This window comes from Planococcus wigleyi (genome assembly GCF_014836985.1).
In the GTDB taxonomy this organism is placed as follows: domain Bacteria; phylum Bacillota; class Bacilli; order Bacillales_A; family Planococcaceae; genus Planococcus; species Planococcus notacanthi.
The window spans coordinates 12,848-35,769 of record NZ_JACSPU010000009.1 but is presented as its reverse complement, the minus strand read 5'-3'; the positions used below and the strand labels follow the sequence as shown (position 1 = coordinate 35,769).

Below are 22,922 nucleotides of genomic sequence, written 5' to 3'. Positions count from 1 at the left end.
GTTTGGGTTTTATAGGATGTTCAATTGCGGTGTTTGCGCTTTTTGTGTTTCTCTTACAAACGCGGATACTCCGGTTCGTGTCAGTTCTTTCACACCATACGGTCTCATCAGATCAATAAATGCTTCAATTTTTTCCGGGTCGCCTGTTACTTGGAATGTTGTTACATTTTTGCTCATGTCGACGACTGTCGCCCGGAACGGTTCGACGATGCTCAATACTTCGTTTCTGACTGCTGGCGGCACTACCACTTTCACCAGTGCCAGTTCTCTCATCACCATCGCCTTATCGGTAATGTCATTTACTTTAATGACATCAATTTGTTTCTGCAGCTGTTTCAGCAATTGCTCCAGCTTGCCTTTATCTTCTACATTGACCACAAAAGTCATTTTCGACATGCCAGGCTGCTCTGTGTGACCGACCGAAATGCTTTCGATGTTGAACTGCCGTTTCATCAATAATCCTGTAACGCGGTTCAACACCCCGCTTTGGTTGATCACCGTTGTTGTAATGACTCGTTTCATTCGCCTTTCACTCCGATCATTTCATTCAAGCCTTTGCCTGGTGCAACCATCGGATAAACACATTCCATCTGCACCACCCGGCAATCGATCAACACGGGCTCGTTTGAATTAAATGCTTCTGCAAAAACCGCTTCCGCTTCTTCCATCGTTTCGACTTTATAGCCTTTGATGTCATAAGCCGCCGCCAACTTCACAAAATCCGGTTGAACGGGAATCAAAGATTGTGAATAACGTCCTTCATAAAATGTTTCCTGCCATTGTCTAACCATTCCCAAGCTTTGGTTGTTCAGGATAACAACCTTCACCGGCAGCCGCAGCTCTTGAAGTAGGGACAGTTCCTGCAAAGTCATTTGGAATCCGGCATCCCCTACTATAGATATAACTTGCTCATCCGGTTTCGCCAACTGGGCACCGATGGCTGCAGGGAAACCAAAGCCCATTGTGCCGAGGCCGCCTGATGTCACCCAGTTGTGAGGGTTATTGAAGCGGTAGTATTGAGCCGCCCACATTTGATGCTGCCCCACATCTGTTGTGACAACTGCATTGCCTCCGGTCAGTCGATGGATCAACTCTACGGCTTGTTGAGGCATGATTCCTTTCCGATCTCTTGCATGGTATTGAAGCGGGTATTCCACTTGGTTCCCGGATAGCATTTCAAGCCATTCTGCAGTGTCGGGGCTTCTAAATGATTGATTAAGCAATTGAAGCAGCGCCTCTTTGGCATCCGCAACAATCGGGACGGCTGTCGGAACATTTTTTCCGATTTCTGCCGGGTCGATATCAATATGGATTACTTGTGCATTTGGCGCAAAGCTTGCAAGATTTCCGGTCAACCGGTCATCGAATCGTGCACCAATATTCAACAAGACATCACAATCACATATTGCTGTATTCGCTGTATAAGTGCCGTGCATGCCGGCCATTCCGAGGAATAGTTCATGTTCGCCAGCAATGCTGCCTAAGCCCAACAATGTGTTGGTAACCGGAATTTGATGGCGCTCAGAGAAGACTTTCAACTCTTCTGTTGCCTTTGCCGCCAAGATACCGGCTCCAGCTAAAATCAACGGTCTTTTCGCCTGTGACAATAATTGAGCCGCTTTTTGGATTTGCAGGTAGTTCGGGTTCGTCGTTGGTTGATACCCTGGAAGATATACTGCCTCTTCTTCTTTATTGGATAAGAACAACTCAGTTGCTATATTTTTCGGTATATCGACCAAGACCGGTCCTGGACGTCCAGTAGAAGCAATATAGAAAGCTTCTTTAATGATTCTTGGAAGATCCGATACTTTTTTCACTTGGTAATTATGCTTTGTAATCGGTTGTGTGATGCCGATAATGTCTGCTTCCTGGAAAGCATCAGTCCCTATTACTGAAGTTGCGACCTGGCCTGTGAAAATGACCAGCGGCAAGGAGTCCAACATGGCATCCGCTATGCCTGTCACTAAGTTTGTTGCGCCTGGTCCTGATGTGGCAAGAACAACTCCGGCTTTTCCAGATACTCTTGCGTAGCCTTCTGCGGCGTGTATGGCACCTTGTTCATGTCTAGCCAATACATGGCGTATTGGATTTTTGTGCAAGGCATCGTAAATTGGCAGTACCGCGCCTCCTGGATAGCCGAAAATCATTTCAACACCCTGACCTTTTAAAGATTGAATCAGTACATCTGCACCATTGCCTGTCAGCTTCTGTTTAACTTCTTCTCTAACTTGTACGTTTACTCCCAATCCTTCCGCCTCCTTTTCTAAGTCTCCGGTGGCATGAAAACAAAAAAGCTTTTTCATCCCTACACAAAGAAACATGTTCTTCGCATAGGGATGAAAAAGCTTCATGGTACCACCCTATTTCACTGCGCAACCGCAGCCTCATGGATAAGCATTGCTTATCCGCTGATAACGATGATTTCTAACTTGCAAACCACCGGGACTACCTAAACAGCCGAAGCTTTTCAGCAATCCACTCAGAGGGGATGTCGCAAATGGTTGTATTACCGGCTTCCACCTGTACCGGCTCTCTGTGAATACAGTATCCATCTACTTTAACCTCGTCATTGAGTTGAACTTCTATTTTTTTATACTGCGTTTAAATGATCGCTATAGACTTTTACTCCATCGTTCTGAACTAGTTCTCTGAATGATTCAAGCAAGTCGTTTGTAACCGGTCCGGGCTTCCCTTCGCCAATTACTCGGCCATCCACTTTCACTACCGCGATCACTTCTGCAGCTGTTCCTGTCAGGAACACCTCATCCGCTACATACACATCGTGTCTTGTGAAAACACCTTCTTGGATGTCGTAGCCTTTTTCTGCAGCTACATCCATGATTGCATTGCGTGTAATTCCTTCGAGTGCTCCTACATAACCAGGAGGAGTCAATAATTTGTTTTTACGGACAATGAAGATGTTATCTGCTGAGCCTTCAGCTACATACCCTTGATCATTCAACATCAATGCTTCTGAGACACCTGCCAGATGAGCTTCCAGCTTAACCAGGATATTGTTCATGTAGTTCAAAGATTTCACTTTCGGACTCAATACATCCGAACGGCTTCTGCGTGTCGCAACCGATACAATCTCGATTCCTGTTTCGTACATTGATTTAGGGAACAGAGACAAAGGTTCGGCGATTACAATTACACTGGGATGCGAACAACTGTAAGGATCCAATCCTAAGTTTCCTACGCCTCTTGAAACGATGAGGCGGATATAAGCATCTTTGAATTTATTTTCTCGTAATGTGTTAACAACAATTTGCGTCATTTCTTCAAAAGTGTGGGGAATCTCGAGCATTACCGATTTTGCTGAATCGTAAAGCCGCTCTAAATGTTCTTCCAGCCGAAAGACATTTCCGTTGTAAGAACGGATTCCTTCAAACACTCCATCACCGTATAAAAACCCGTGATCGTAGACTGAAATTTTAGCGTCTTCCTTTTTAACAAATTCGCCGTTTAGATAAATTACTTGTTCGCTCATGATGTCCACTTCTTTCTCGAAAGTTTTATAATATGCAATATATCGAATTCTGTTTGCGTCTAGTAAATTGTTGCTATCATATCGCCTATTTCAAAGCGTGTCAATCAACTACTGGTTATTTTTTTATGAATTTTGAATATTCATAAACTATGTATCCGTTTTCATTGTTGCTAACGCTGGCTTTTAAAGATTTTTTAAAAAGTTTGAATATTTTATGAACAGCTTGTATTTTCAGTGAATTTCCCCCAAGCCAGTTGGGAAAACGCAAAAAAAAGACCCTGTCTCATAATAATGAGACAGGGTCTTAAATCAACACTCAGCAGTTATTACTTAGTGATTTTAGCAACAACGCCAGCGCCTACAGTACGTCCACCCTCACGGATAGAGAACTTAGTTCCTTCTTCAAGTGCGATTGGAGAGATTAGAGAAACGATCATTTCGATGTTGTCTCCAGGCATAACCATTTCTACACCTTCAGGAAGGTTACAAACGCCAGTTACGTCAGTTGTACGGAAGTAGAACTGCGGACGGTAGTTTGTGAAGAATGGAGTGTGACGTCCACCCTCTTCTTTTGAAAGAACGTAAACTTCAGCTGTGAATTCAGTGTGTGGAGTAATTGTGCCTGGTTTAGCCAATACTTGTCCACGTTGTACGTCGTCACGAGAAACCCCGCGAAGAAGTGCACCAATGTTGTCGCCAGCTTCAGCATAGTCAAGCAATTTACGGAACATTTCTACACCAGTTACAGTTGTAGATTTTGGTTCTTCAGTAAGACCAATGATATCAACGTTATCACCGATTTTGATTTGTCCGCGTTCAACGCGTCCAGTAGCAACCGTACCACGGCCAGTGATTGAGAATACATCCTCAACAGGCATCATGAATGGTTTGTCAGTGTCACGTGGTGGAGTAGGAATGTACTCATCAACCGCGTTCATCAATTCAACGATTTTTTCTTCCCATTCTGCTTCTCCTTCAAGAGCTTTAAGAGCAGAACCTTTGATAACAGGAATGTCATCGCCAGGGAAGTCATATTCAGAAAGAAGGTCGCGAACTTCCATTTCAACTAGTTCAAGAAGTTCTTCGTCATCTACCATATCGCATTTGTTCATGAATACAACTAGGTAAGGAACACCAACTTGACGTGAAAGAAGGATGTGCTCACGAGTTTGTGGCATTGGGCCGTCAGCAGCAGATACTACTAGGATCCCGCCGTCCATTTGAGCAGCACCAGTGATCATGTTTTTAACGTAATCGGCGTGTCCAGGGCAATCAACGTGTGCGTAGTGGCGAGTTGCAGTTTCATATTCAACGTGTGAAGTGTTGATAGTGATACCGCGCTCTTTTTCTTCAGGTGCGTTATCGATTTGAGCGTAAGAACGAGCTTCCCCGCCTGATTGTTTTGCAAGTACTGTAGCGATTGCTGCAGTCAAAGTTGTTTTACCATGGTCAACGTGACCAATTGTACCAATATTCGCGTGTGTTTTAGAGCGATCAAATTTAGCTTTTCCCATTAGAAAAATCCTCCTCAAAATGTAAGTGAATGTTTTCATTTGAAGCGCCGGAATAATAGGGCCCTATTATTCCAGGCATACAAATTATTTATACTTGATTAAAGATCAAAATTCAATTATTGACCTTTATTTTTTTTGATGATTTCTTCAGAAATTGATTTCGGTACTTCTTCATAGTGATCGAAGTGCATTGAGAACACACCACGGCCTTGCGTGTTTGAACGCAATGAAGTTGCATAACCGAACATTTCTGCAAGAGGTACCATAGCACGAACTACTTGCGCGTTTCCGCGAGCGTCCATACCTTCTACACGGCCGCGGCGTGACGTGATGTCACCCATGATATCCCCAAGGTATTCCTCAGGAATAACAACCTCAACACGCATAATTGGCTCAAGAAGAACCGGATTAACTTTCGAAATTGCATTTTTAAGTGCCATAGAAGCAGCAACTTTAAATGCCATCTCATTCGAGTCAACATCATGGTAAGATCCGTCGAACAAACGAGCTTTGATGTCGATCAATGGATATCCGGCGATAACACCGTTGTCTAGTGAGTCACGAAGACCCGCTTCAACTGCTGGGATGTATTCACGTGGAACAACACCACCAACGATACCATTTTCAAATTCAAAACCTGCTCCTTCTTCGTTTGGAGAGAATTCAATCCAAACGTGTCCGAATTGTCCACGTCCACCAGATTGGCGTACGAATTTACCTTCAACTTTAGCAGACTGACGGAATGTCTCACGGTAAGATACCTGAGGCGCACCCACGTTAGCTTCTACGTTGAACTCACGGCGCATACGGTCAACAAGGATATCAAGGTGAAGTTCACCCATACCCGCGATGATTGTTTGGCCAGTTTCCTGGTCAGTGTGCGCACGGAAAGTTGGATCTTCTTCTTGCAATTTCGCAAGGGCTTGACCCATTTTATCTTGATCGGCTTTAGACTTAGGTTCCACAGAAAGAGAAATAACAGGTTCTGGGAAGACCATGCGCTCAAGAATTACTTGTTGTTTCTCGTCACTTAAAGTATCACCTGTTGATGTATCTTTAAGGCCGATAGCAGCAGCGATATCTCCGCAGTATACTTCAGAAATTTCTTCACGGGAGTTTGCGTGCATCTGAAGGATACGTCCTACGCGCTCACGCTTGCCTTTAGAAGAGTTCTGAACATATGAACCAGATTTAAGAGATCCAGAATACACACGGAAGAAAGTCAATTTCCCAACGTATGGATCTGTCATTACTTTAAACGCCAACGCAGAGAATGGTTCGTCTTCGCTAGGTTTACGCAATACCTCTTCGTCTGAATCAGGAAGAACACCAGTCATTGGAGGTACATCCAATGGTGATGGTAGGTAATCAATTACTGCATCAAGCATTAATTGAACCCCTTTATTTTTGAAAGCAGTTCCGCAAACCACTGGGTAAAACTCAACGTCTAATGTTCCTTTACGGATAGCCGCTTTAAGTTCTTCTTTAGTGATTTCTTCCCCGCCAAGGTATTTTTCCATCAAGTCTTCGTCAAGCTCAGCAACAGCTTCCACTAATTTAGTGTGCCATTCTTCAGCAAGTTCTTTGTACTCTTCAGGAATTTCACCTTCTGTGATTTCAGTTCCCAAATCGTTTGCGTAGAAGCGAGTGTTCATTTCAACTAAATCGATGATTGCTGAAAAGTCATCTTCTGCGCCGATTGGCAATTGGATCGGGTGAGCATTAGCTTGTAGACGTTCATGCAATGTGCCTACAGAGTAAAGGAAATCAGCACCGATTTTATCCATTTTGTTGATAAATACGATACGAGGAACTCCGTATGTTGTAGCTTGACGCCAAACTGTTTCAGTTTGAGGCTCAACACCTGATTGAGCATCAAGAACTGTAACAGCGCCATCAAGTACGCGCAATGAACGTTCAACTTCAACAGTGAAATCTACGTGTCCTGGAGTATCGATGATGTTTACACGGTGGTTTTTCCATGAAGCAGTTGTTGCAGCAGACGTGATTGTAATTCCACGTTCCTGCTCTTGCTCCATCCAGTCCATTTGAGAAGCACCTTCGTGCGTTTCTCCAATTTTGTGGATTTTACCAGTGTAGTATAAAATACGTTCCGTAGTAGTCGTTTTACCGGCATCGATGTGTGCCATGATCCCGATATTACGTGTCTTGTCTAATGGGAACTCTCTAGTCATGTTTTTTTCACCTTCCGTTTCGGTTTAAGATGTAAACATCTCGAAAGAAATTACCAGCGATAGTGAGCAAATGCTTTGTTTGCTTCCGCCATTTTATGAATATCTTCACGTTTCTTAACAGCTGCACCAGTGTTGTTAGCAGCGTCTAGAATTTCATTAGCCAAACGCTCTTCCATTGTTTTCTCTCCACGAAGACGTGAATAGTTTACAAGGTAGCGAAGACCTAGAGTTGTACGGCGTTCAGGACGAACTTCAACCGGTACTTGGTAGTTAGCTCCACCAACACGGCGAGCGCGTACTTCAAGAACTGGCATAACGTTAGTCAATGCTTGTTCGTATACTTCAATCGGATCTTTACCGCTGCGTTCTTTAACTAACTCAAACGCTCCGTATAGGATCTTTTGTGAAGTACCTCTTTTTCCGTCAACCATCATTTTATTAATTAAGCGTGTCACCAATTTCGAATTGTAAATTGGATCTGGCAACACGTCACGTTTAGCTACAGGACCTTTACGAGGCATGTATGTTCCTCCTTTCAACGAATTCTCTTCGTTAAATTAACTTATTATTTTTTTACTTTAGGACGTTTAGTTCCGTATTTAGAACGGCTTTGCATACGGCCGTTTACTCCAGCTGTATCAAGTGCTCCACGTACGATATGGTAACGCACACCCGGTAAATCTTTTACGCGTCCGCCGCGAAGAAGAACTACACTGTGCTCTTGAAGGTTGTGGCCTTCTCCAGGGATGTAAGCATTAACCTCGATTTGGTTAGTCAAACGTACACGCGCATATTTACGCAATGCGGAGTTTGGTTTTTTCGGTGTCATCGTACCAACACGAGTACATACTCCACGTTTCTGTGGTGATGTCACGTTAGTCTGAGACTTTTTAAAGCTGTTGTACCCTTTGTTTAACGCTGGTGAATCTGATTTCGTGCTCTTTGGTTTACGAGGCTTGTTAACTAATTGGTTAATTGTAGGCATCGATTTTTTCCTCCTCTCAAAAGGTGTTCTAATACCACATATCCAGGTGGTTCATTTTTGGGTAAAAAACAAAGTCTTTGTGTTTTACACAAAAACTGTTATCCAGTAATAGCCACAGCAGCTGCACCGACATTAATGCCATATGCTTTGCCAAGCTTCAATCGTGAATCTGCAAATTCGATCCGAATACCTTTTTCTAAGGCTAGTAGGATAATCTGTTCGGTCATTCGATCGTCCGCGTCTCTTGCCACTATTACTTCTTGGACAATACCGCTCTTTAATGCTTTTACTGTCTGCTTTGTACCGATGATTATTTGACTTGCCTGTTTTACTTTTTCATTAGACATTTTCATATCCTCCAAAGCGTCAGACCGTTAACCATCAACCCTCAACATATTATCATTCTATGACAATGCTGTCAACAGGATTCTTAAAAAATCCCGGGGAGATTATTCAGGAACTCCCCGGAATCCATTATTTCATTTTTATGACTCTGTGCCGACAATTTCCTGCTTCTCCGCTTTTTCGCTTTGAGCAATCTTAATCTGGCGGTAACGCTGCATTCCTGTTCCAGCCGGAACAAGTTTACCGATAATGACGTTCTCTTTCAATCCGAGAAGTTCATCACGTTTTCCTTTTATCGCTGCATCTGTTAGGACACGAGTCGTTTCCTGGAAGGATGCGGCAGATAGGAAGGATTCTGTTTCAAGGGAAGCTTTTGTGATCCCCAGGATAACAGGACGGCTTGTCGCTGGCAGATTGCCTTCTAGAACCGCTTTGACGTTGGCTTCAGTGAATTGGTGAATATCCAATAGTGAACCTGGCAGCAATTCAGTGTCACCGGCTTCAATAACGCGGACTTTACGGAACATTTGACGAACCATAACTTCTACGTGCTTATCGCCGATTTCTACCCCTTGCATACGGTATACTTTTTGAACTTCCTTCAATAGATACACTTGAACAGCCTGAACGTCTTTTACTTGAAGCAATTGCTTCGGATCAATTGAACCGTCAGTCAATACTTCGCCTCGAACAATAGCATCATCCACTTGAACTTTAATGCGTGCATTATAAGGAGCTAGATATTTACGGGTTTCAACATCCCCTTGAATCGTTACTTCTTTCTGGCCTTCGCGAATTTCGTCAATTTCAGTAACGGTACCTGTAATTTCAGAAATAACTGCCTGGCCTTTCGGATTACGCGATTCGAAGATTTCCTGGATACGCGGAAGACCTTGTGTAATATCGTCTCCTGCTACCCCGCCTGTATGGAATGTACGCATCGTCAACTGAGTTCCTGGCTCACCGATTGATTGAGCTGCAATAATACCTACTGCTTCGCCCACTTCAACTTCGTCTCCAGTTGCCAAGTTAGTGCCGTAACACTTCTTACAAACGCCGTGTTTTGTATTACATGTAAACGCAGAGCGAATTGTTACTTCTTTAATGCCTGCTTCGATAATAAGGCGAGTCAGGTCTTGTGTAATCAATTCATCTTTCGCTACAATAACTTCTTTTGTTTCCGGATGGCGGATTGTTTTCTTAGCATGGCGGCCAACGATACGCTCATCAAGCTCTTCAATCACTTCTGTGCCTTCCATCAACGCCCCTACCAGCAAGCCTCTGTCCGTGCCACAATCATTTTCGCGGACAATTGCATCTTGTGCAACGTCTACCAAACGACGAGTCAAGTAACCAGAATCGGCTGTTTTCAGTGCTGTATCGGCAAGACCTTTACGAGCACCGTGAGTAGAGATGAAATATTCAAGTACTGTTAATCCTTCACGGAAGGAAGATTTAATCGGAAGTTCAATAATGCGTCCAGCCGGGTTGGCCATCAATCCACGCATACCCGCAAGCTGCGTAAAGTTAGATGCGTTACCACGAGCTCCGGAATCACTCATCATAAAGATTGGATTCAAGTTATCAAGAGATGCCATCAGTTTGTTCTGGATGATATCTTTTGCGTTGCTCCAATAAGAAATGACACGTGCATATCGCTCTTCTTCTGTAATCAATCCGCGACGGAATTGTTTCATTACTTTATCGACGTTTTCTTGTGCATCAACCAAGATTTCTCCTTTGTCAGGAAGAACTACGATATCCGCTACACCAACAGTGATGCCGGCTTGTGTCGAATATTTGAATCCAAGGCTCTTCATACGGTCAAGCATCTTCGAAGTTTCCGTAATGTGGAAACGTTTGAAGACTTCCGCGATGATTTCCCCAAGAATTTTCTTCTTGAATGGAGTTACAAGTTCCGCTTCTTCAATATGCTTGCGAATATCTGTCGTTGTAGGGACAAAGTATTTCGCTGGTGTTTCCACCTGCAGATTGTAATCAGTCGGTTCGTTGATGTACGGGAATGACTTCGGCAGAATTTCGTTGAAAATGATTTTACCAACAGTAGTCAATAAAAGCATTTTGTTCTGTTCTTCTGTGAATGTCGGGTTGTTGACGGATCCAGCCTGAATTGCAATACGTGTATGCAAGTGGACATGGCCTGTTTGGTAAGCGATCATCACTTCTTCAGGTCCTGAGAAAGTAGCGCCTTCGCCTGTAGCACCTTTACGCTCCAGAGTTAAGTAATAGTTTCCTAGAACCATATCCTGAGATGGTGTTACAACAGGTTTTCCGTCTTTCGGGTTCAAGATGTTCTGAGCTGCAAGCATCAACAGACGTGCTTCTGCCTGAGCTTCGGATGATAGAGGTACGTGGACAGCCATTTGGTCACCATCGAAATCGGCGTTGTATGCAGTACATACAAGCGGATGCAGACGGATCGCTTTACCTTCAACCAATGTCGGTTCAAATGCCTGAATACCCAGTCTGTGAAGAGTCGGTGCGCGGTTCAATAGAACCGGATGCTCCTTGATGACATCTTCCAATACATCCCAAACTTCAGAGTGAAGACGTTCGATTTTGCGTTTCGCACTCTTGATGTTATGGGCCAATCCGCGTTCAACCAATTCTTTCATAACGAAAGGCTTGAACAACTCGATTGCCATTCCTTTCGGCAAACCACATTGATACATCTTCAGGTTAGGTCCAACTACGATAACGGAACGGCCTGAGTAATCAACTCGTTTACCAAGAAGGTTTTGGCGGAAACGCCCTTGTTTCCCTTTCAGCATATGAGAAAGAGATTTCAATGGACGGTTACCAGGTCCTGTGACCGGACGGCCGCGGCGGCCGTTGTCGATCAACGCATCAACAGCTTCTTGCAACATACGTTTTTCGTTTTGAACGATGATGCTTGGTGCACCAAGGTCCAAAAGACGTTTCAGACGGTTATTCCGGTTGATTACGCGGCGATAAAGGTCGTTTAAATCGGAAGTCGCAAAGCGGCCGCCGTCTAATTGAACCATCGGACGAAGTTCAGGTGGAATAACAGGAAGTACGTCTAGAATCATCCAGTCAGGGTTGTTGCCTGAGTTACGGAATGATTCAACCACTTCAAGACGTTTGATCGCACGGGTGCGGCGCTGGCCTTGAGCCGTTTTCAACTCTTCTTTCAAAGAATCCGTTTCGCGTTCAAGGTCAATTTCCTGCAATAGACGTTTGATTGCTTCCGCTCCCATGGCAGCTTGGAATTTCTTGCCAAACTTATCACGGTAAGCGCGGTATTCTTTTTCAGAAAGAAGCTGTTTCTTTTCAAGCGGTGTATCCGCAGGATCGATTACCACATAAGAAGCAAAGTAAATGACTTCTTCAAGTGAACGTGGAGACATATCCAAGATAAGTCCCATGCGGCTTGGAATTCCTTTGAAATACCAGATATGCGAAACAGGAGCTGCTAATTCAATATGTCCCATGCGTTCGCGGCGAACTTTTGAACGTGTTACTTCAACGCCGCAGCGATCGCAGACAACGCCTTTATAACGGACACGCTTGTATTTACCACAATGGCATTCCCAGTCTTTTGTAGGACCGAAAATACGTTCACAGAACAAACCATCTTTTTCAGGTTTCAGTGTACGGTAATTGATTGTTTCTGGCTTTTTGACTTCTCCATAAGACCATGAGCGAATTTTATCGGGTGACGCTAATCCGATTTTCATATACTCAAAATTATTAACATCTATCAAGGAGCCTACCTCCCTTTTGTCTCGAGTTTCTGTACGGCTCTTCCTCGGTAATGGCTAAACGAATAAATGGAGAACGGCCGTTTAAAGCCGTTCGATTCCAATGGGCATTAATCAATCGTTCCAACCGGTGCTTCTGTATCTGCAATCGGAAGGATGTTCAATGAATCCGCAGGCTGAAGATCTTCTTCTTCATCCAGGTCGCGCAATTCGATTTCTTCATCATCAATCGTCAGCATCTTGACATCCATACCTAAACTTTGAAGCTCTTTAATCAAAACTTTGAATGATTCCGGCACACTTGGTTCCGGTACACTTTCACCTTTGACGATCGCTTCATACGTTTTCACGCGGCCTACGACGTCATCCGACTTCACGGTTAAGATTTCCTGCAATGTATGTGCAGCACCATATGCTTCAAGTGCCCATACTTCCATTTCACCAAAACGCTGTCCGCCGAATTGTGCTTTACCACCCAATGGCTGTTGTGTAACCAATGAGTAAGGTCCAGTTGAACGGGCGTGCAATTTATCATCGACCATGTGGGCAAGTTTGATCATATACATGATCCCTACAGACACACGGTTATCGAATGCTTCACCAGAACGGCCATCATAGAGAATTGTTTTGCCATCGCGCGGCATACCTGATTCTTCCATTGTTTCCAGTACATCTTCTTCATTCGCTCCATCAAATACAGATGAAGCCATATGAATTCCAAGTGAACGGGAAGCCATTCCAAGATGCAGTTCAAGTACCTGACCGATATTCATACGCGATGGTACACCAAGTGGGTTCAACATGATGTCGACCGGTGTGCCGTCTGGCATGAATGGCATATCTTCTTCAGGAAGAATTCTTGAAATAACACCTTTGTTTCCGTGGCGTCCAGCCATTTTATCGCCGACGGAGATTTTACGTTTTTGAACGATATATGCACGAACCAACTGGTTTACACCCGGTGGCAATTCGTCTCCATCTTCACGGTTGAAGATTTTAACATCCAGTACAATACCGCCAGCACCGTGAGGCACCCGCAATGAAGTATCGCGCACTTCACGTGCTTTTTCACCGAAGATCGCATGAAGAAGACGTTCTTCAGCAGTCAATTCCGTAACGCCCTTAGGTGTTACTTTACCAACTAGAATATCTCCATCTTTCACTTCAGCTCCGACACGGATAATTCCTCGGTCATCCAGGTTACGCAATGCGTCTTCCCCAACGTTCGGGATATCACGCGTAATTTCTTCCGGCCCCAATTTCGTATCACGTGAATCGGATTCGTACTCTTCGATATGGACAGATGTATAAACATCGTCTTTCACTAAGCGCTCACTCATGATGATCGCATCTTCGTAGTTAAAGCCATCCCATGTCATGAAGGCAACCAGTACGTTTCTTCCTAATGCCATCTCCCCACGTTCCATTGAAGGTCCGTCAGCAAGAATGTCGCGTTTGGAAATACGGTCTCCGACTTTGACGATCGGGCGTTGGTTATAACTTGTCCCTTGGTTAGAACGGACGAATTTCTGCAATTTGTAGGTATCCAGGTCGCCTCGGACTTCATTGCCATCCACAACTTCGATGCGGCGGACTGAAATTTCCTTAGCTTCCACGTATTCTACAATGCCATCATGTTTTGCAACGACAGCTGCACCAGAATCACGAGCTGCCAGGTGTTCCATACCGGTTCCAACAAAAGGAGCTTCCGGATTCAATAACGGAACTGCCTGACGCTGCATGTTCGCTCCCATCAATGCTCGGTTGGAGTCATCGTTTTCAAGGAACGGGATACAAGCTGTCGCTACAGAAACGACCTGTTTTGGAGAAACATCCATGTAATCGATGCTGCCGCGTTTATAAACGGTGTTTTCACCGCGGAAACGTGCCACAACACCATCGTCGGCAAATGAACCATCGTCATTCAGCTTCGAGTTGGCCTGAGCCACTACATAGTTATCTTCTTCGTCCGCAGTCAGGTAATCAATTTGTGAGGTAACAAGCCCTGTCTCAGGGTCTACACGGCGATAAGGGGTTTCGATGAAACCGAACTTATTCACTTTCGCGAATGTTGACAGGGTATTGATTAATCCAATGTTCGGACCCTCAGGTGTTTCAATTGGACACATGCGGCCATAATGCGAATAGTGAACGTCACGCACTTCAAATCCAGCACGTTCACGCGTTAAACCACCGGGCCCAAGCGCCGACAGACGGCGTTTGTGTGTCAATTCAGCCAATGGATTGGTTTGATCCATAAACTGTGAAAGCTGCGAGCTGCCGAAGAACTCTTTAATTGATGCAATAACCGGACGGATATTGATCAATTGCTGAGGAACGATTGCCTGTGTATCGTTAATGGACATCCGTTCGCGCACAACGCGCTCCATACGGGACAATCCAATACGGAATTGGTTCTGAAGCAATTCCCCTACTGAACGAAGACGGCGGTTACCAAGATGATCGATATCATCCGTGTTTCCGACACCGTAAAGTAGGTTAAAGAAGTAACTGATAGAAGAAATAATATCAGCCGGCGTTACATGTTTGATCTTATCTTCTATATAAGCATTACTGATGACAGTGATTTCTTTCTGGTCTTCACTGTTTGGCGCGTAGATTTTGACCGACTGCAAGGTAACTTCGCCTTCCAGAACTCCGCCTACTTGGGAAACAGTATGGAAACCAACTCCATTTTCCAAGTTCGGGATCAAACGATCAAGTACACGACGGTCAATCAATGTGCCAGCTTCAACTAAAATTTCGCCAGTTTCAGGGTCCACCAATGTTTCAGCAATGGTTTGGTTGAAAAGACGGTTTTTAATATGAAGTTTTTTGTTCATTTTATAACGGCCGACATTTGCTAAGTCATAGCGTTTTGGGTCGAAAAAGCGTGAATACAATAAGCTCTTCGCACTTTCAACCGTCGGTGGCTCACCAGGGCGCAAGCGTTCGTAAATTTCAAGAAGCGCTTTTTCTGTGCTCTCTGTGTTATCTTTTTCAAGCGTATTTTGAAGGAATTCGTTATCGCCAAGTAAATCAATGATTTCCTGGTCAGATCCGAAGCCAAGAGCCCTCAAAAGAACCGTTACCGGCAATTTACGTGTGCGGTCAATTCTGACATACACGACATCTTTCGCATCTGTTTCATATTCCAACCATGCTCCACGGTTCGGAATAACAGTTGCTCCAAAGCCTTTTTTACCATTTTTGTCTGTCTTGTCGTGGAAATAAACACTTGGCGAACGAACCAATTGGGAAACGATGACGCGCTCTGCGCCGTTGATGACGAAAGTACCCGTTTCTGTCATTAATGGGAAATCCCCCATAAAGACATCCTGTTCTTTCACTTCATCTGTTTCTTTGTTGTGTAGACGCACTTTGACACGCAGCGGCGCTGCGTAAGTAACGTCACGTTCTTTCGATTCATCGACTGGATACTTCGGTTCCGCGAGACTGTAATCAACAAACTCGAGTGATAGATTCCCTGTGAAATCTTCAATCGGCGAGATATCCCGGAACATTTCGCGAAGTCCTTCTTCAAGGAACCATTCGTAAGATGACGATTGAATTTCGATCAAGTTCGGAAGATCCAGCACTTCACTGATTCTCGAAAAACTTCTGCGTTGACGATGTTGACCGTACTGAACTAGTTGACCTACCAACTTATTCACCCCTCAATAAAACGATTATAGGTCTTTGCGATTTCCACAAAATAGTGTATGATATCGAAAAGACAAAAAGAAAACGAGACTAAATTAGCTCATTTTCGGTTTACACGTGACTAGCTCTGTCGCCATGCCATGCCCGAAAAAGGGCAAACGACCTCAAAATAATAAATTTTGCATTTCATTATAATAACACAGGCGTTTTGTCAAGTCAAACTTTTCTCGCTTCGAAAATAAAGTAACCTTTCTTCTTATCGGCCACTTTTACTTCTCCGAAAAGCTCTTCCAGTTTCACCTGCGTAGAAGGCGCACCCTGCTTTTTCTGGATAACTACCCACAACGATCCACCATCCGCTAACTTTTCAGCAGCTTCTTCATAAAACCGGAAAATGGTGTCTTTCCCTGCCCGAATTGGCGGGTTTGTAAGAATAGCAGAAAACCCGGAAACCCCCACAGCACTCAACCCATCACTTTCGTAAATCTCGGCATTGGAAATATCATTTTTTTCAACATTTGTTTTTGCCAGTTCAATAGCCCGCGTATTCACGTCCACCATATGAACTTGTTTTTGAGGGAATGCTTTGGCGACCGCCATTCCGATTGGCCCGTAACCACAGCCCACATCCAGCACCGGTCCATCTATTTCAGATCCCTGGAATGTTTCAATCAATAAACGCGAACCAAAATCAACTTCACTTTTGCTGAAAACGCCTGCGTCAGTCTGGAACCGGAATTTCTCGCCGCGCAATACGTCTGTCCATTCTCGAGGATTGCTTTTTGTTTGAGGATTTTTGGAATAATAATGTTGGGACATTTAAAGCCCTCCTTACATTCACCATATTACGGACAAATGCCCGCGATGCAAATAAATTGAAAAAGAAGAAAAGCCCGTCGGTATAACCTGACGAACTTCCCCTCCTTTTTTTCATATTTTATAAAATTACTTAACTTCTACTGATGCGCCAACTTCTTCAAGTTTGCCTTTGATTTCTTCAGCATCTTCTTTAGAAACGCCTTCTTTGATTGCTTTAGGAGCTTCGTCTACAAGAGCTTTCGCTTCTTTAAGACCAAGACCAGTTACTTCGCGTACTGCTTTGATTACTTTGATTTTTGAATCGCCAGCAGAAGCTAGGATTACGTCGAATTCAGTTTGTTCTTCAGCAGCAGCACCGCCAGCAGCTGCAGCAGCAACTGGAGCAGCAGCAGTTACGCCGAACTCTTCTTCGATTGCTTTTACTAGGTCGTTTAATTGAAGAACTGTCATTTCTTTGATTGCGTCTAAGATTTGTTCTTGTGTCATTATAGTTTCCTCCTATTGATAGGTAATATTTTTTTCGTGCTTAGCCGGCTAACTTTATTAAGCGCCTTGTTCTTCTTTTTGATCTGCAACTGCTTTGGTAGTAGCTGCAAAGTTGCGGACTGGAGCTTGTAGTACGCTGAGTAGCATAGATAGCAAGCCTTCGCGTGATGGAAGTTCTGCCAATGCTTTCACATCTTCAGCAGATGCTACCGCACCTTCGATGATACCTGCTTTAATTTCAAGCGCTTCGTTCGCTTTAGCGAAGTTGTTGATGATTCTTGCTGGCGCTACTACATCTTCGTTAGAAAATGCAATTGCGTTTGGTCCTGTAAAGTGTTCGTTGATCGCTTCAAGACCGTGCATTTCTGTTGCACGACGAGTCATTGAGTTTTTGTAAACTTTAAACTCAATGCCTTCTTCACGAAGCTGTTTACGAAGTTCTGTTAATTGTGCAACGTTCAATCCACGGTAATCAACAACTACAACCGAAGCTGCAGCGCCGAATTTATCAGCGATTGTTTGCACGACAACTTTTTTCGTTTCAACTGCTTTGCTCATTTTGGCACCTCCTATAGATTTTTCATTTATACCGTCCATAAGAAAAGCCTCTGGTCCATTACAGACACAGAGGCATAAAATCAGCATCCAAAAGATGTTATCTGAATTCATCATGTCCTCGGCAGGGATAAATTAAGCGACTGGCGCCCCTACTGTCTGCGGTACAAATGGGTATTTCACAACTCCGCTAGTATAGCAGAGCGGAAATGTAATGTCAATATCTTATTTAGCGACTACTTTAGTTGGGTCAACTTTAACAGCAGGTCCCATTGTAGTAGTAACATTCAATGATTTGATGTAAGTACCTTTAGCAGAAGATGGCTTCGCTTTTAGGACTACGTCATAGATCGCTTCCAAGTTTTCAGCAAGTTTGCTGTCATCAAAAGAAACTTTCCCGATTGGCGCGTGGATGATACCTGTTTTGTCTGCACGGTATTCCACTTTACCAGCTTTGATTTCCTGAACAGCTTTGGTTACATCAAATGTAACTGTGCCTGTTTTCGGGTTTGGCATTAAGCCTTTTGGTCCTAAAACGCGTCCAAGTTTACCAACTTCACCCATCATGTCAGGAGTTGCAACGATCACGTCGAAGTCAAACCATCCTTGTTGGATTTTTTGGATATATTCAGCATCGCCTACGAAATCTGCGCCAGCTGCTTCAGCTTCTTTAAGTTTTTCGCCTTTAGCGAAAACCAATACGCTTTGAGTTTTACCAGTTCCGTTTGGAAGTACTACTGCCCCACGGATTTGCTGGTCGTTCTTACGCGTGTCGATTCCAAGACGGAAAGCCACTTCTACTGTAGCGTCAAAGTTCACTGTGCTTGCTTTTTTCGCAAGTTCGATTGCTTCTTTAGCTTCGTATTGTTTTGAACGGTCGATCAATTTTGCTGCTTCTTGCAGCTTTTTGCCTGTTTTAGCCATTTTAAACGTCCTCCTTGTTGTGGTATAACGGAATGAACCTCCCACGATTAAAGGCTGCGCGGTTCATGATGAACTGCGCAACCCATCCAAAAACAACTGCTAGAATTAGTCTTCGATTGTAATGCCCATACTGCGAGCAGTACCTTCAACCATCAACATTGCAGCTTCTACTGAAGCAGCATTTAGATCTGGCATTTTAGTTTCTGCGATTTCGCGAACTTTGTCGCGTTTCACAGTCGCTACTTTATTGCGGTTCGGTTCGCCTGAACCTGATTCAATACCGGCTGCTACTTTTAATAGAACAGCTGCGGGTGGAGTTTTCGTAATGAATGTAAATGAACGATCTTCAAATACTGAAATCTCAACTGGAATGATCAGTCCTGCTTGGTCTGCCGTACGCGCGTTGAACTCTTTACAGAAGCCCATGATGTTAACACCTGCTTGACCCAATGCTGGACCAACTGGTGGCGCTGGATTAGCTTTTGCTGCAGGAATCTGCAATTTTACAACTTTAACAACTTTTTTAGCCACGAAACACACCTCCTTAAGTCCGTGATGTGGTAATAGGGTTTCCCCTCCCACTCAATATCTGTCTGTCAACGATGTTGATAGAATTAGCTAAATTGTACAGATTATCCTAGGACAGTCTGACCTCTGAAATAATACCATTAATACTTGAGAATAGCAAGGGGCTTTTATACTTTTTGAACTTGCTCGAAATCCAGTTCCATTTTGGTTTCGCGGCCGAAGATATCAATCGACACTTTAACTTTGCCTTTTGTATCATCGATTTCTTCCACTTTCCCTTGGAAGTTGGCGAATGGCCCTTCCATTACTTCAACTGTATCGGCAACTGCAAAGTCAATATCCACTTTGCGTTCAGTCATTCCCATTTGTTTCAGAATGAAATCAACTTCTTCGTCTAATAATGGCGTTGGTTTTGCTCCCCCGCCTGATGACCCGATAAACCCTGTAACTCCTGGGGTATTTCTGACGACATACCAAGATTCATCTGTCATGATCAATTCCACAAGGACATACCCAGGGAATGTTTTGCGCATGACTGTGCGTTTCTTGCCGTCTTTAAAATCTGTTTCCTGTTCTTCCGGAATGATGACGCGGAAAATCAGATCTTCCATACCCATTGTTTCTACACGTTTTTCCAGGTTAGCTTTAACTTTGTTTTCGTACCCGGAATACGTATGGACTACATACCAATTTTTCTCCATAATCGAGCGGACTGAACGTCCATCCCTCCTTTTTTACCAAATGAAAAAACCCGTTCTCATAGAATGACGGGCTATTTTTTATGCGTTATTCTTGTCGGATGACTTAAAGTGCTAAGAACCAACGGAATATTTCCGAGATGCCTGCATCAATTACTGCAAAGAAGAGGGCCATGAAAATACAAGTAGAAAGAACAACGATCGTATAACGAGTTAGTTCTTTTCGCTTCGGCCAGCTAACTTTCCGCATTTCCGAAACGACATTTTTAAAGAAACCGCCAATGTTACCCATTGTTTAAAAAACCTCCGAATTTCAAAATCACTCTATATCGTCCGGCATTCAGTTAAAATTCATATCGTTTGTTTATGCACGGTATGCCCATTGCAATGAGCACAGAATTTTTTGAGTTCCAAACGTGTGCTGGATTCCGCTTTCGCAGGAACCGTGTAATTGCGGGATGCACATTTCGAGCAGCTTAAAACAATTTTTTTAGCCATGTTATCACCTTATTCAAGTTTACAGCTTTTTCAAGGTTATCACCTTCAAACAGACCTGTCAACCGCGCGTCAAGAGCTCGGCATCTCGTTGATCTGCAAGTGGCGTTCGAGTTTTCGCTTGACCCGCTGCAGCGCGTTGTCAATTGATTTTACGTGGCGCTCAAGCTTTTCCGAAATTTCCTGGTAGGATTGGCCATCCAGATAAAGGGCCAGCACTTCACGCTCAAGTTCACTCAGTACTTCTCCCATCTTCTCTTCCATATACTGAAATTCCTCGTTATGGATGATCAAATCTTCCGGGTCGTCCACACCGTTTCCAGTCAGTACGTCCATCAAGGTACGGTCAGATTCTTCATCATAAATCGGCTTATCCAAAGATACATAAGAATTCAACGGGATGTGCTTCTGGCGTGTGGCCGTTTTAATGGCCGTGATGATTTGCCGGATGATGCAAAGTTCTGCAAACGCACGGAACGAAGATAATTTATCACTTCGGAAATCACGGATAGCCTTATACAGGCCGATCATGCCTTCCTGGATGATGTCTTCCTTATCGGCACCGATCAAAAAATACGAGCGGGCTTTCATTCGAACAAAAGGCCGGAACTTTGTAATCAAAAAATCCAATGCTTCCGTGTTTCCACTGTGGACTGAACTGACAAGTTCCTCATCTGTCATGTCGGTGAATCGTTGGGGCTGAACTTGATCATTAATCTCCACGGGTGATCCCTCCGATTGCGTGAGCCTCGATATCTTCAGTATACAGGAAGAAAAAAATGAGCGTCAACCGTTCATTTCAAGCCTCTTCGCCATTTTTCGAAAATTTCCGCTACTTCGCCGGACAGCGGTATTTTGGAAATCCCGCGCTGCTCCTGGATTTCTTTTACTTTTTTAGTGATGTTCTCCTGAATTTCAATCATTTCGATTTCCAACTCACGGGCTGAAATTCGCAAGGCGCCTTTGCCGAAAATGACCCATTGCTCGGTCAGATCCGACGTGGCTACATAAATCTGGTCGCGGCGGTTGTTTAAACTGGTCGCCAGTTTCTCGATCCGTTCATCTGCCGTTTCGCTTTCTTTTGTGAAAATGACTTCAACATCGTGGTGCAGATTCTTGGCTTCAATGCCTGGAACCAGGTGGGCATCAAAAATGATGATGACACGCCATCCTTTGTAACTCCGGTATTCAGCCATGCGCTCTATGAGCCGGTCTCTGGCATTGGCCAATTTGTCTTTCTTCAGTTCTTGCAGTTCCACCCAGTCTCCAATGATATTGTACCCATCAACCAGCAGAATATTCATGGCATTAAACCAGTGGATTGCGCTTTCTGTAAACTTCGTACATCAATAAGCTTGCTGCTACTGAAGCATTCAATGAAGTTACATGGCCGACCATAGGCAATTGGTAAAGGAAATCGCATTTTTCGCGTAGAATCCGGCTCATTCCTTTTCCTTCACTGCCGATGATGACGGCCAACGGAAGAGCTGCATCCATTCTCCGGTAATCCACCGATTCTTTGGCATCTGTACCAGCAATCCAAACTCCACGCTTTTTCAACTCATCCACGGTCTGCGACAAATTATTGATGCGTACAACGGGCACATGTTCAATCGCTCCTGTTGAAGCTTTTGCTACCACACCCGTCAAGCCGACAGCGCGGCGCTTCGGAATAATCAAACCATGCACGCCGATCGCATCAGCCGTTCTCATAATGGAACCCAAATTATGCGGATCTTCCAACTCATCTAGAATCAGGAAAAACGGATCTTCATTTTTTGAAGCAGCTGCCTCGAACAAATCATCCAGGCTCGCGTAATTATAGGCAGCCACTGCTGCTGCAATGCCTTGGTGGTTGGTGTCCGTCAAACCGTCGATTTTCTTCTTCGGCACGGACTGGACGATAACGCCTTTGTCTTTTGCCAGTTGCAGCAATTCGGTGATGCCTTTTTTCTGGACGCCTTCTGCAATCCAGATTTTATTGATATCCCGGTCTGCACGCAGCGCTTCCAAAACCGGATTCTTGCCGCCGATTATCTCTGGTGCCAATTCTTCTTCCGTCATTTCAACACGCCTCCCAGCTCTTCGACAATCTCAATCGCATAGGAAATGATTTCGTCCACACGCGCTTGTTCTTCTTTTAAGTATAGCCAGCCCAGCACCGCTTCAAAAGCCGTACTGAAATTATAAGTCTGAACGTCGGTGTTTTTCGGAACCGATCCCGACTTGGCATTGCGCCCCCGTCTCATGACTGCCAATTCCGCTTCTGTCAGAAATCCTTCTTCCGTCAGCCGCTTCAGGACCATCGCCTGCGCTTTGGCAGAAACGAAAGTGGTCGACTGGCGGTGCAGGATATTTGGTTTAACGCGTCCCGAACGCAATAAATGTTCGCGGATGGACTGCTCATAAACGGCATCCCCCATGTAGGCAAGAGCCAACGCGTTCAGTTGGTCTACATCATTTTTTCGTAAAACATTCAACT

Annotated in this window: 22 protein-coding genes and 1 other annotated feature; all 22 genes read right to left on the bottom strand. The window is 44.2% G+C overall.

The features are described from left to right. Positions 1–9 precede the first annotated feature (9 nt). Complete coding sequence (gene ilvN / locus H9630_RS17980) at positions 10–522, bottom strand: acetolactate synthase small subunit (RefSeq protein WP_191716871.1); 513 nt, start codon at positions 520–522, stop codon at positions 10–12. Beyond that, positions 519–2,246 (bottom strand): biosynthetic-type acetolactate synthase large subunit, encoded by a 1,728-nt coding sequence (gene ilvB, locus H9630_RS17975; RefSeq protein ID WP_191716870.1) that lies wholly within the window; start codon positions 2,244–2,246, stop codon positions 519–521. The genes ilvN and ilvB overlap by 4 nt, the downstream gene beginning before the upstream one ends. Before the next feature lie 344 nt (positions 2,247–2,590). Next, the gene (gene ilvE / locus H9630_RS17970) at positions 2,591–3,490 is read right to left on the bottom strand and encodes a branched-chain-amino-acid transaminase (RefSeq protein WP_191716869.1); all 900 of its coding nucleotides are present in this window, start codon (positions 3,488–3,490) and stop codon (positions 2,591–2,593) included. A gap of 326 nt (positions 3,491–3,816) precedes the next feature. Further along, a complete protein-coding gene (gene tuf, locus H9630_RS17965; RefSeq protein WP_191716868.1) occupies positions 3,817–5,004 on the bottom strand; it encodes an elongation factor Tu in 1,188 nt (395 codons plus the stop codon). Between the two features lie 116 nt (positions 5,005–5,120). Continuing rightward, a complete protein-coding gene (gene fusA / locus H9630_RS17960) occupies positions 5,121–7,199 on the bottom strand; it encodes an elongation factor G (protein WP_191716867.1) in 2,079 nt (692 codons plus the stop codon). 50 nt (positions 7,200–7,249) lie between these two features. Continuing rightward, positions 7,250–7,720, bottom strand: coding sequence for a 30S ribosomal protein S7 (gene rpsG, locus H9630_RS17955; RefSeq protein WP_008432480.1), 471 nt, complete (start codon positions 7,718–7,720; stop codon positions 7,250–7,252). 44 nt (positions 7,721–7,764) lie between these two features. Next, entirely contained in the window at positions 7,765–8,184 is a 420-nt protein-coding gene (gene rpsL, locus H9630_RS17950; RefSeq protein WP_049694534.1) for a 30S ribosomal protein S12, read from the bottom strand. Positions 8,185–8,282: 98 nt separating this feature from the next. Further along, positions 8,283–8,531 (bottom strand): ribosomal L7Ae/L30e/S12e/Gadd45 family protein, encoded by a 249-nt coding sequence (locus H9630_RS17945; protein WP_191716866.1) that lies wholly within the window; start codon positions 8,529–8,531, stop codon positions 8,283–8,285. Between the two features lie 138 nt (positions 8,532–8,669). Continuing rightward, complete coding sequence (rpoC, locus tag H9630_RS17940; RefSeq protein ID WP_191716865.1) at positions 8,670–12,275, bottom strand: DNA-directed RNA polymerase subunit beta'; 3,606 nt, start codon at positions 12,273–12,275, stop codon at positions 8,670–8,672. A 107-nt stretch (positions 12,276–12,382) separates the two neighbouring features. Beyond that, positions 12,383–15,937 (bottom strand): DNA-directed RNA polymerase subunit beta, encoded by a 3,555-nt coding sequence (gene rpoB, locus H9630_RS17935; protein ID WP_191716864.1) that lies wholly within the window; start codon positions 15,935–15,937, stop codon positions 12,383–12,385. Between the two features lie 214 nt (positions 15,938–16,151). Next, positions 16,152–16,754, bottom strand: a complete 603-nt coding sequence (locus H9630_RS17930) for a class I SAM-dependent methyltransferase (protein WP_191716863.1) — start codon at positions 16,752–16,754, stop codon at positions 16,152–16,154. 126 nt (positions 16,755–16,880) lie between these two features. Then, on the bottom strand, positions 16,881–17,240 hold the full coding sequence (rplL, locus tag H9630_RS17925; protein WP_191716862.1) for a 50S ribosomal protein L7/L12: 360 nt from the start codon (positions 17,238–17,240) through the stop codon (positions 16,881–16,883). A gap of 57 nt (positions 17,241–17,297) precedes the next feature. Continuing rightward, positions 17,298–17,798: a 50S ribosomal protein L10 gene (rplJ, locus tag H9630_RS17920; protein ID WP_191716861.1), complete on the bottom strand. Its 501-nt coding sequence runs from the start codon at positions 17,796–17,798 to the stop codon at positions 17,298–17,300. 31 nt (positions 17,799–17,829) lie between these two features. After that, positions 17,830–17,978, bottom strand: a sequence feature (ribosomal protein L10 leader region). A gap of 42 nt (positions 17,979–18,020) precedes the next feature. Then, entirely contained in the window at positions 18,021–18,719 is a 699-nt protein-coding gene (gene rplA / locus H9630_RS17915; protein ID WP_191716860.1) for a 50S ribosomal protein L1, read from the bottom strand. 105 nt (positions 18,720–18,824) lie between these two features. Beyond that, positions 18,825–19,250, bottom strand: a complete 426-nt coding sequence (gene rplK / locus H9630_RS17910; RefSeq protein ID WP_006828906.1) for a 50S ribosomal protein L11 — start codon at positions 19,248–19,250, stop codon at positions 18,825–18,827. Between the two features lie 164 nt (positions 19,251–19,414). Further along, the gene (gene nusG, locus H9630_RS17905) at positions 19,415–19,948 is read right to left on the bottom strand and encodes a transcription termination/antitermination protein NusG (RefSeq protein ID WP_142830501.1); all 534 of its coding nucleotides are present in this window, start codon (positions 19,946–19,948) and stop codon (positions 19,415–19,417) included. A 103-nt stretch (positions 19,949–20,051) separates the two neighbouring features. Beyond that, entirely contained in the window at positions 20,052–20,237 is a 186-nt protein-coding gene (gene secE / locus H9630_RS17900; RefSeq protein WP_191716859.1) for a preprotein translocase subunit SecE, read from the bottom strand. Between the two features lie 59 nt (positions 20,238–20,296). Then, positions 20,297–20,443 carry a 50S ribosomal protein L33 gene (gene rpmG / locus H9630_RS17895; protein ID WP_142830497.1) on the bottom strand — a complete coding sequence of 49 codons (147 nt, stop codon included), beginning with the start codon at positions 20,441–20,443 and terminating at the stop codon, positions 20,297–20,299. Between the two features lie 69 nt (positions 20,444–20,512). Further along, a complete protein-coding gene (sigH, locus tag H9630_RS17890) occupies positions 20,513–21,163 on the bottom strand; it encodes an RNA polymerase sporulation sigma factor SigH (RefSeq protein WP_191716858.1) in 651 nt (216 codons plus the stop codon). 71 nt (positions 21,164–21,234) lie between these two features. Then, the gene (locus H9630_RS17885; RefSeq protein WP_191716857.1) at positions 21,235–21,744 is read right to left on the bottom strand and encodes an NYN domain-containing protein; all 510 of its coding nucleotides are present in this window, start codon (positions 21,742–21,744) and stop codon (positions 21,235–21,237) included. A gap of 4 nt (positions 21,745–21,748) precedes the next feature. After that, positions 21,749–22,504: a 23S rRNA (guanosine(2251)-2'-O)-methyltransferase RlmB gene (gene rlmB / locus H9630_RS17880; protein ID WP_191716856.1), complete on the bottom strand. Its 756-nt coding sequence runs from the start codon at positions 22,502–22,504 to the stop codon at positions 21,749–21,751. Next, positions 22,501–22,920: a Mini-ribonuclease 3 gene (locus H9630_RS17875; RefSeq protein ID WP_191716855.1), complete on the bottom strand. Its 420-nt coding sequence runs from the start codon at positions 22,918–22,920 to the stop codon at positions 22,501–22,503. The genes rlmB and H9630_RS17875 overlap by 4 nt, the downstream gene beginning before the upstream one ends. Positions 22,921–22,922 lie beyond the last annotated feature (2 nt).

Bases quoted from the DNA above. Each gene is read 5' to 3' on its own strand.
- rplA (WP_191716860.1), bottom strand. From the start codon at position 18,719: ATGGCTAAAACAGGCAAAAAGCTGCAAGAAGCAGCAAAATTGATCGAC.
- ilvE (WP_191716869.1), bottom strand. From the start codon at position 3,490: ATGAGCGAACAAGTAATTTATCTAAACGGCGAATTTGTTAAAAAGGAA.
- nusG (WP_142830501.1), bottom strand. From the start codon at position 19,948: ATGGAGAAAAATTGGTATGTAGTCCATACGTATTCCGGGTACGAAAAC.
- H9630_RS17930 (WP_191716863.1), bottom strand. From the start codon at position 16,754: ATGTCCCAACATTATTATTCCAAAAATCCTCAAACAAAAAGCAATCCT.
- rpsL (WP_049694534.1), bottom strand. From the start codon at position 8,184: ATGCCTACAATTAACCAATTAGTTAACAAGCCTCGTAAACCAAAGAGC.
- rlmB (WP_191716856.1), bottom strand. From the start codon at position 22,504: ATGACGGAAGAAGAATTGGCACCAGAGATAATCGGCGGCAAGAATCCG.
- rplL (WP_191716862.1), bottom strand. From the start codon at position 17,240: ATGACACAAGAACAAATCTTAGACGCAATCAAAGAAATGACAGTTCTT.
- tuf (WP_191716868.1), bottom strand. From the start codon at position 5,004: ATGGGAAAAGCTAAATTTGATCGCTCTAAAACACACGCGAATATTGGT.
- H9630_RS17885 (WP_191716857.1), bottom strand. From the start codon at position 21,744: ATGAATATTCTGCTGGTTGATGGGTACAATATCATTGGAGACTGGGTG.
- rplJ (WP_191716861.1), bottom strand. From the start codon at position 17,798: ATGAGCAAAGCAGTTGAAACGAAAAAAGTTGTCGTGCAAACAATCGCT.
- secE (WP_191716859.1), bottom strand. From the start codon at position 20,237: ATGGGTAACATTGGCGGTTTCTTTAAAAATGTCGTTTCGGAAATGCGG.
- rpmG (WP_142830497.1), bottom strand. From the start codon at position 20,443: ATGGCTAAAAAAATTGTTTTAAGCTGCTCGAAATGTGCATCCCGCAAT.
- rpsG (WP_008432480.1), bottom strand. From the start codon at position 7,720: ATGCCTCGTAAAGGTCCTGTAGCTAAACGTGACGTGTTGCCAGATCCA.
- H9630_RS17945 (WP_191716866.1), bottom strand. From the start codon at position 8,531: ATGTCTAATGAAAAAGTAAAACAGGCAAGTCAAATAATCATCGGTACA.
- ilvN (WP_191716871.1), bottom strand. From the start codon at position 522: ATGAAACGAGTCATTACAACAACGGTGATCAACCAAAGCGGGGTGTTG.
- fusA (WP_191716867.1), bottom strand. From the start codon at position 7,199: ATGACTAGAGAGTTCCCATTAGACAAGACACGTAATATCGGGATCATG.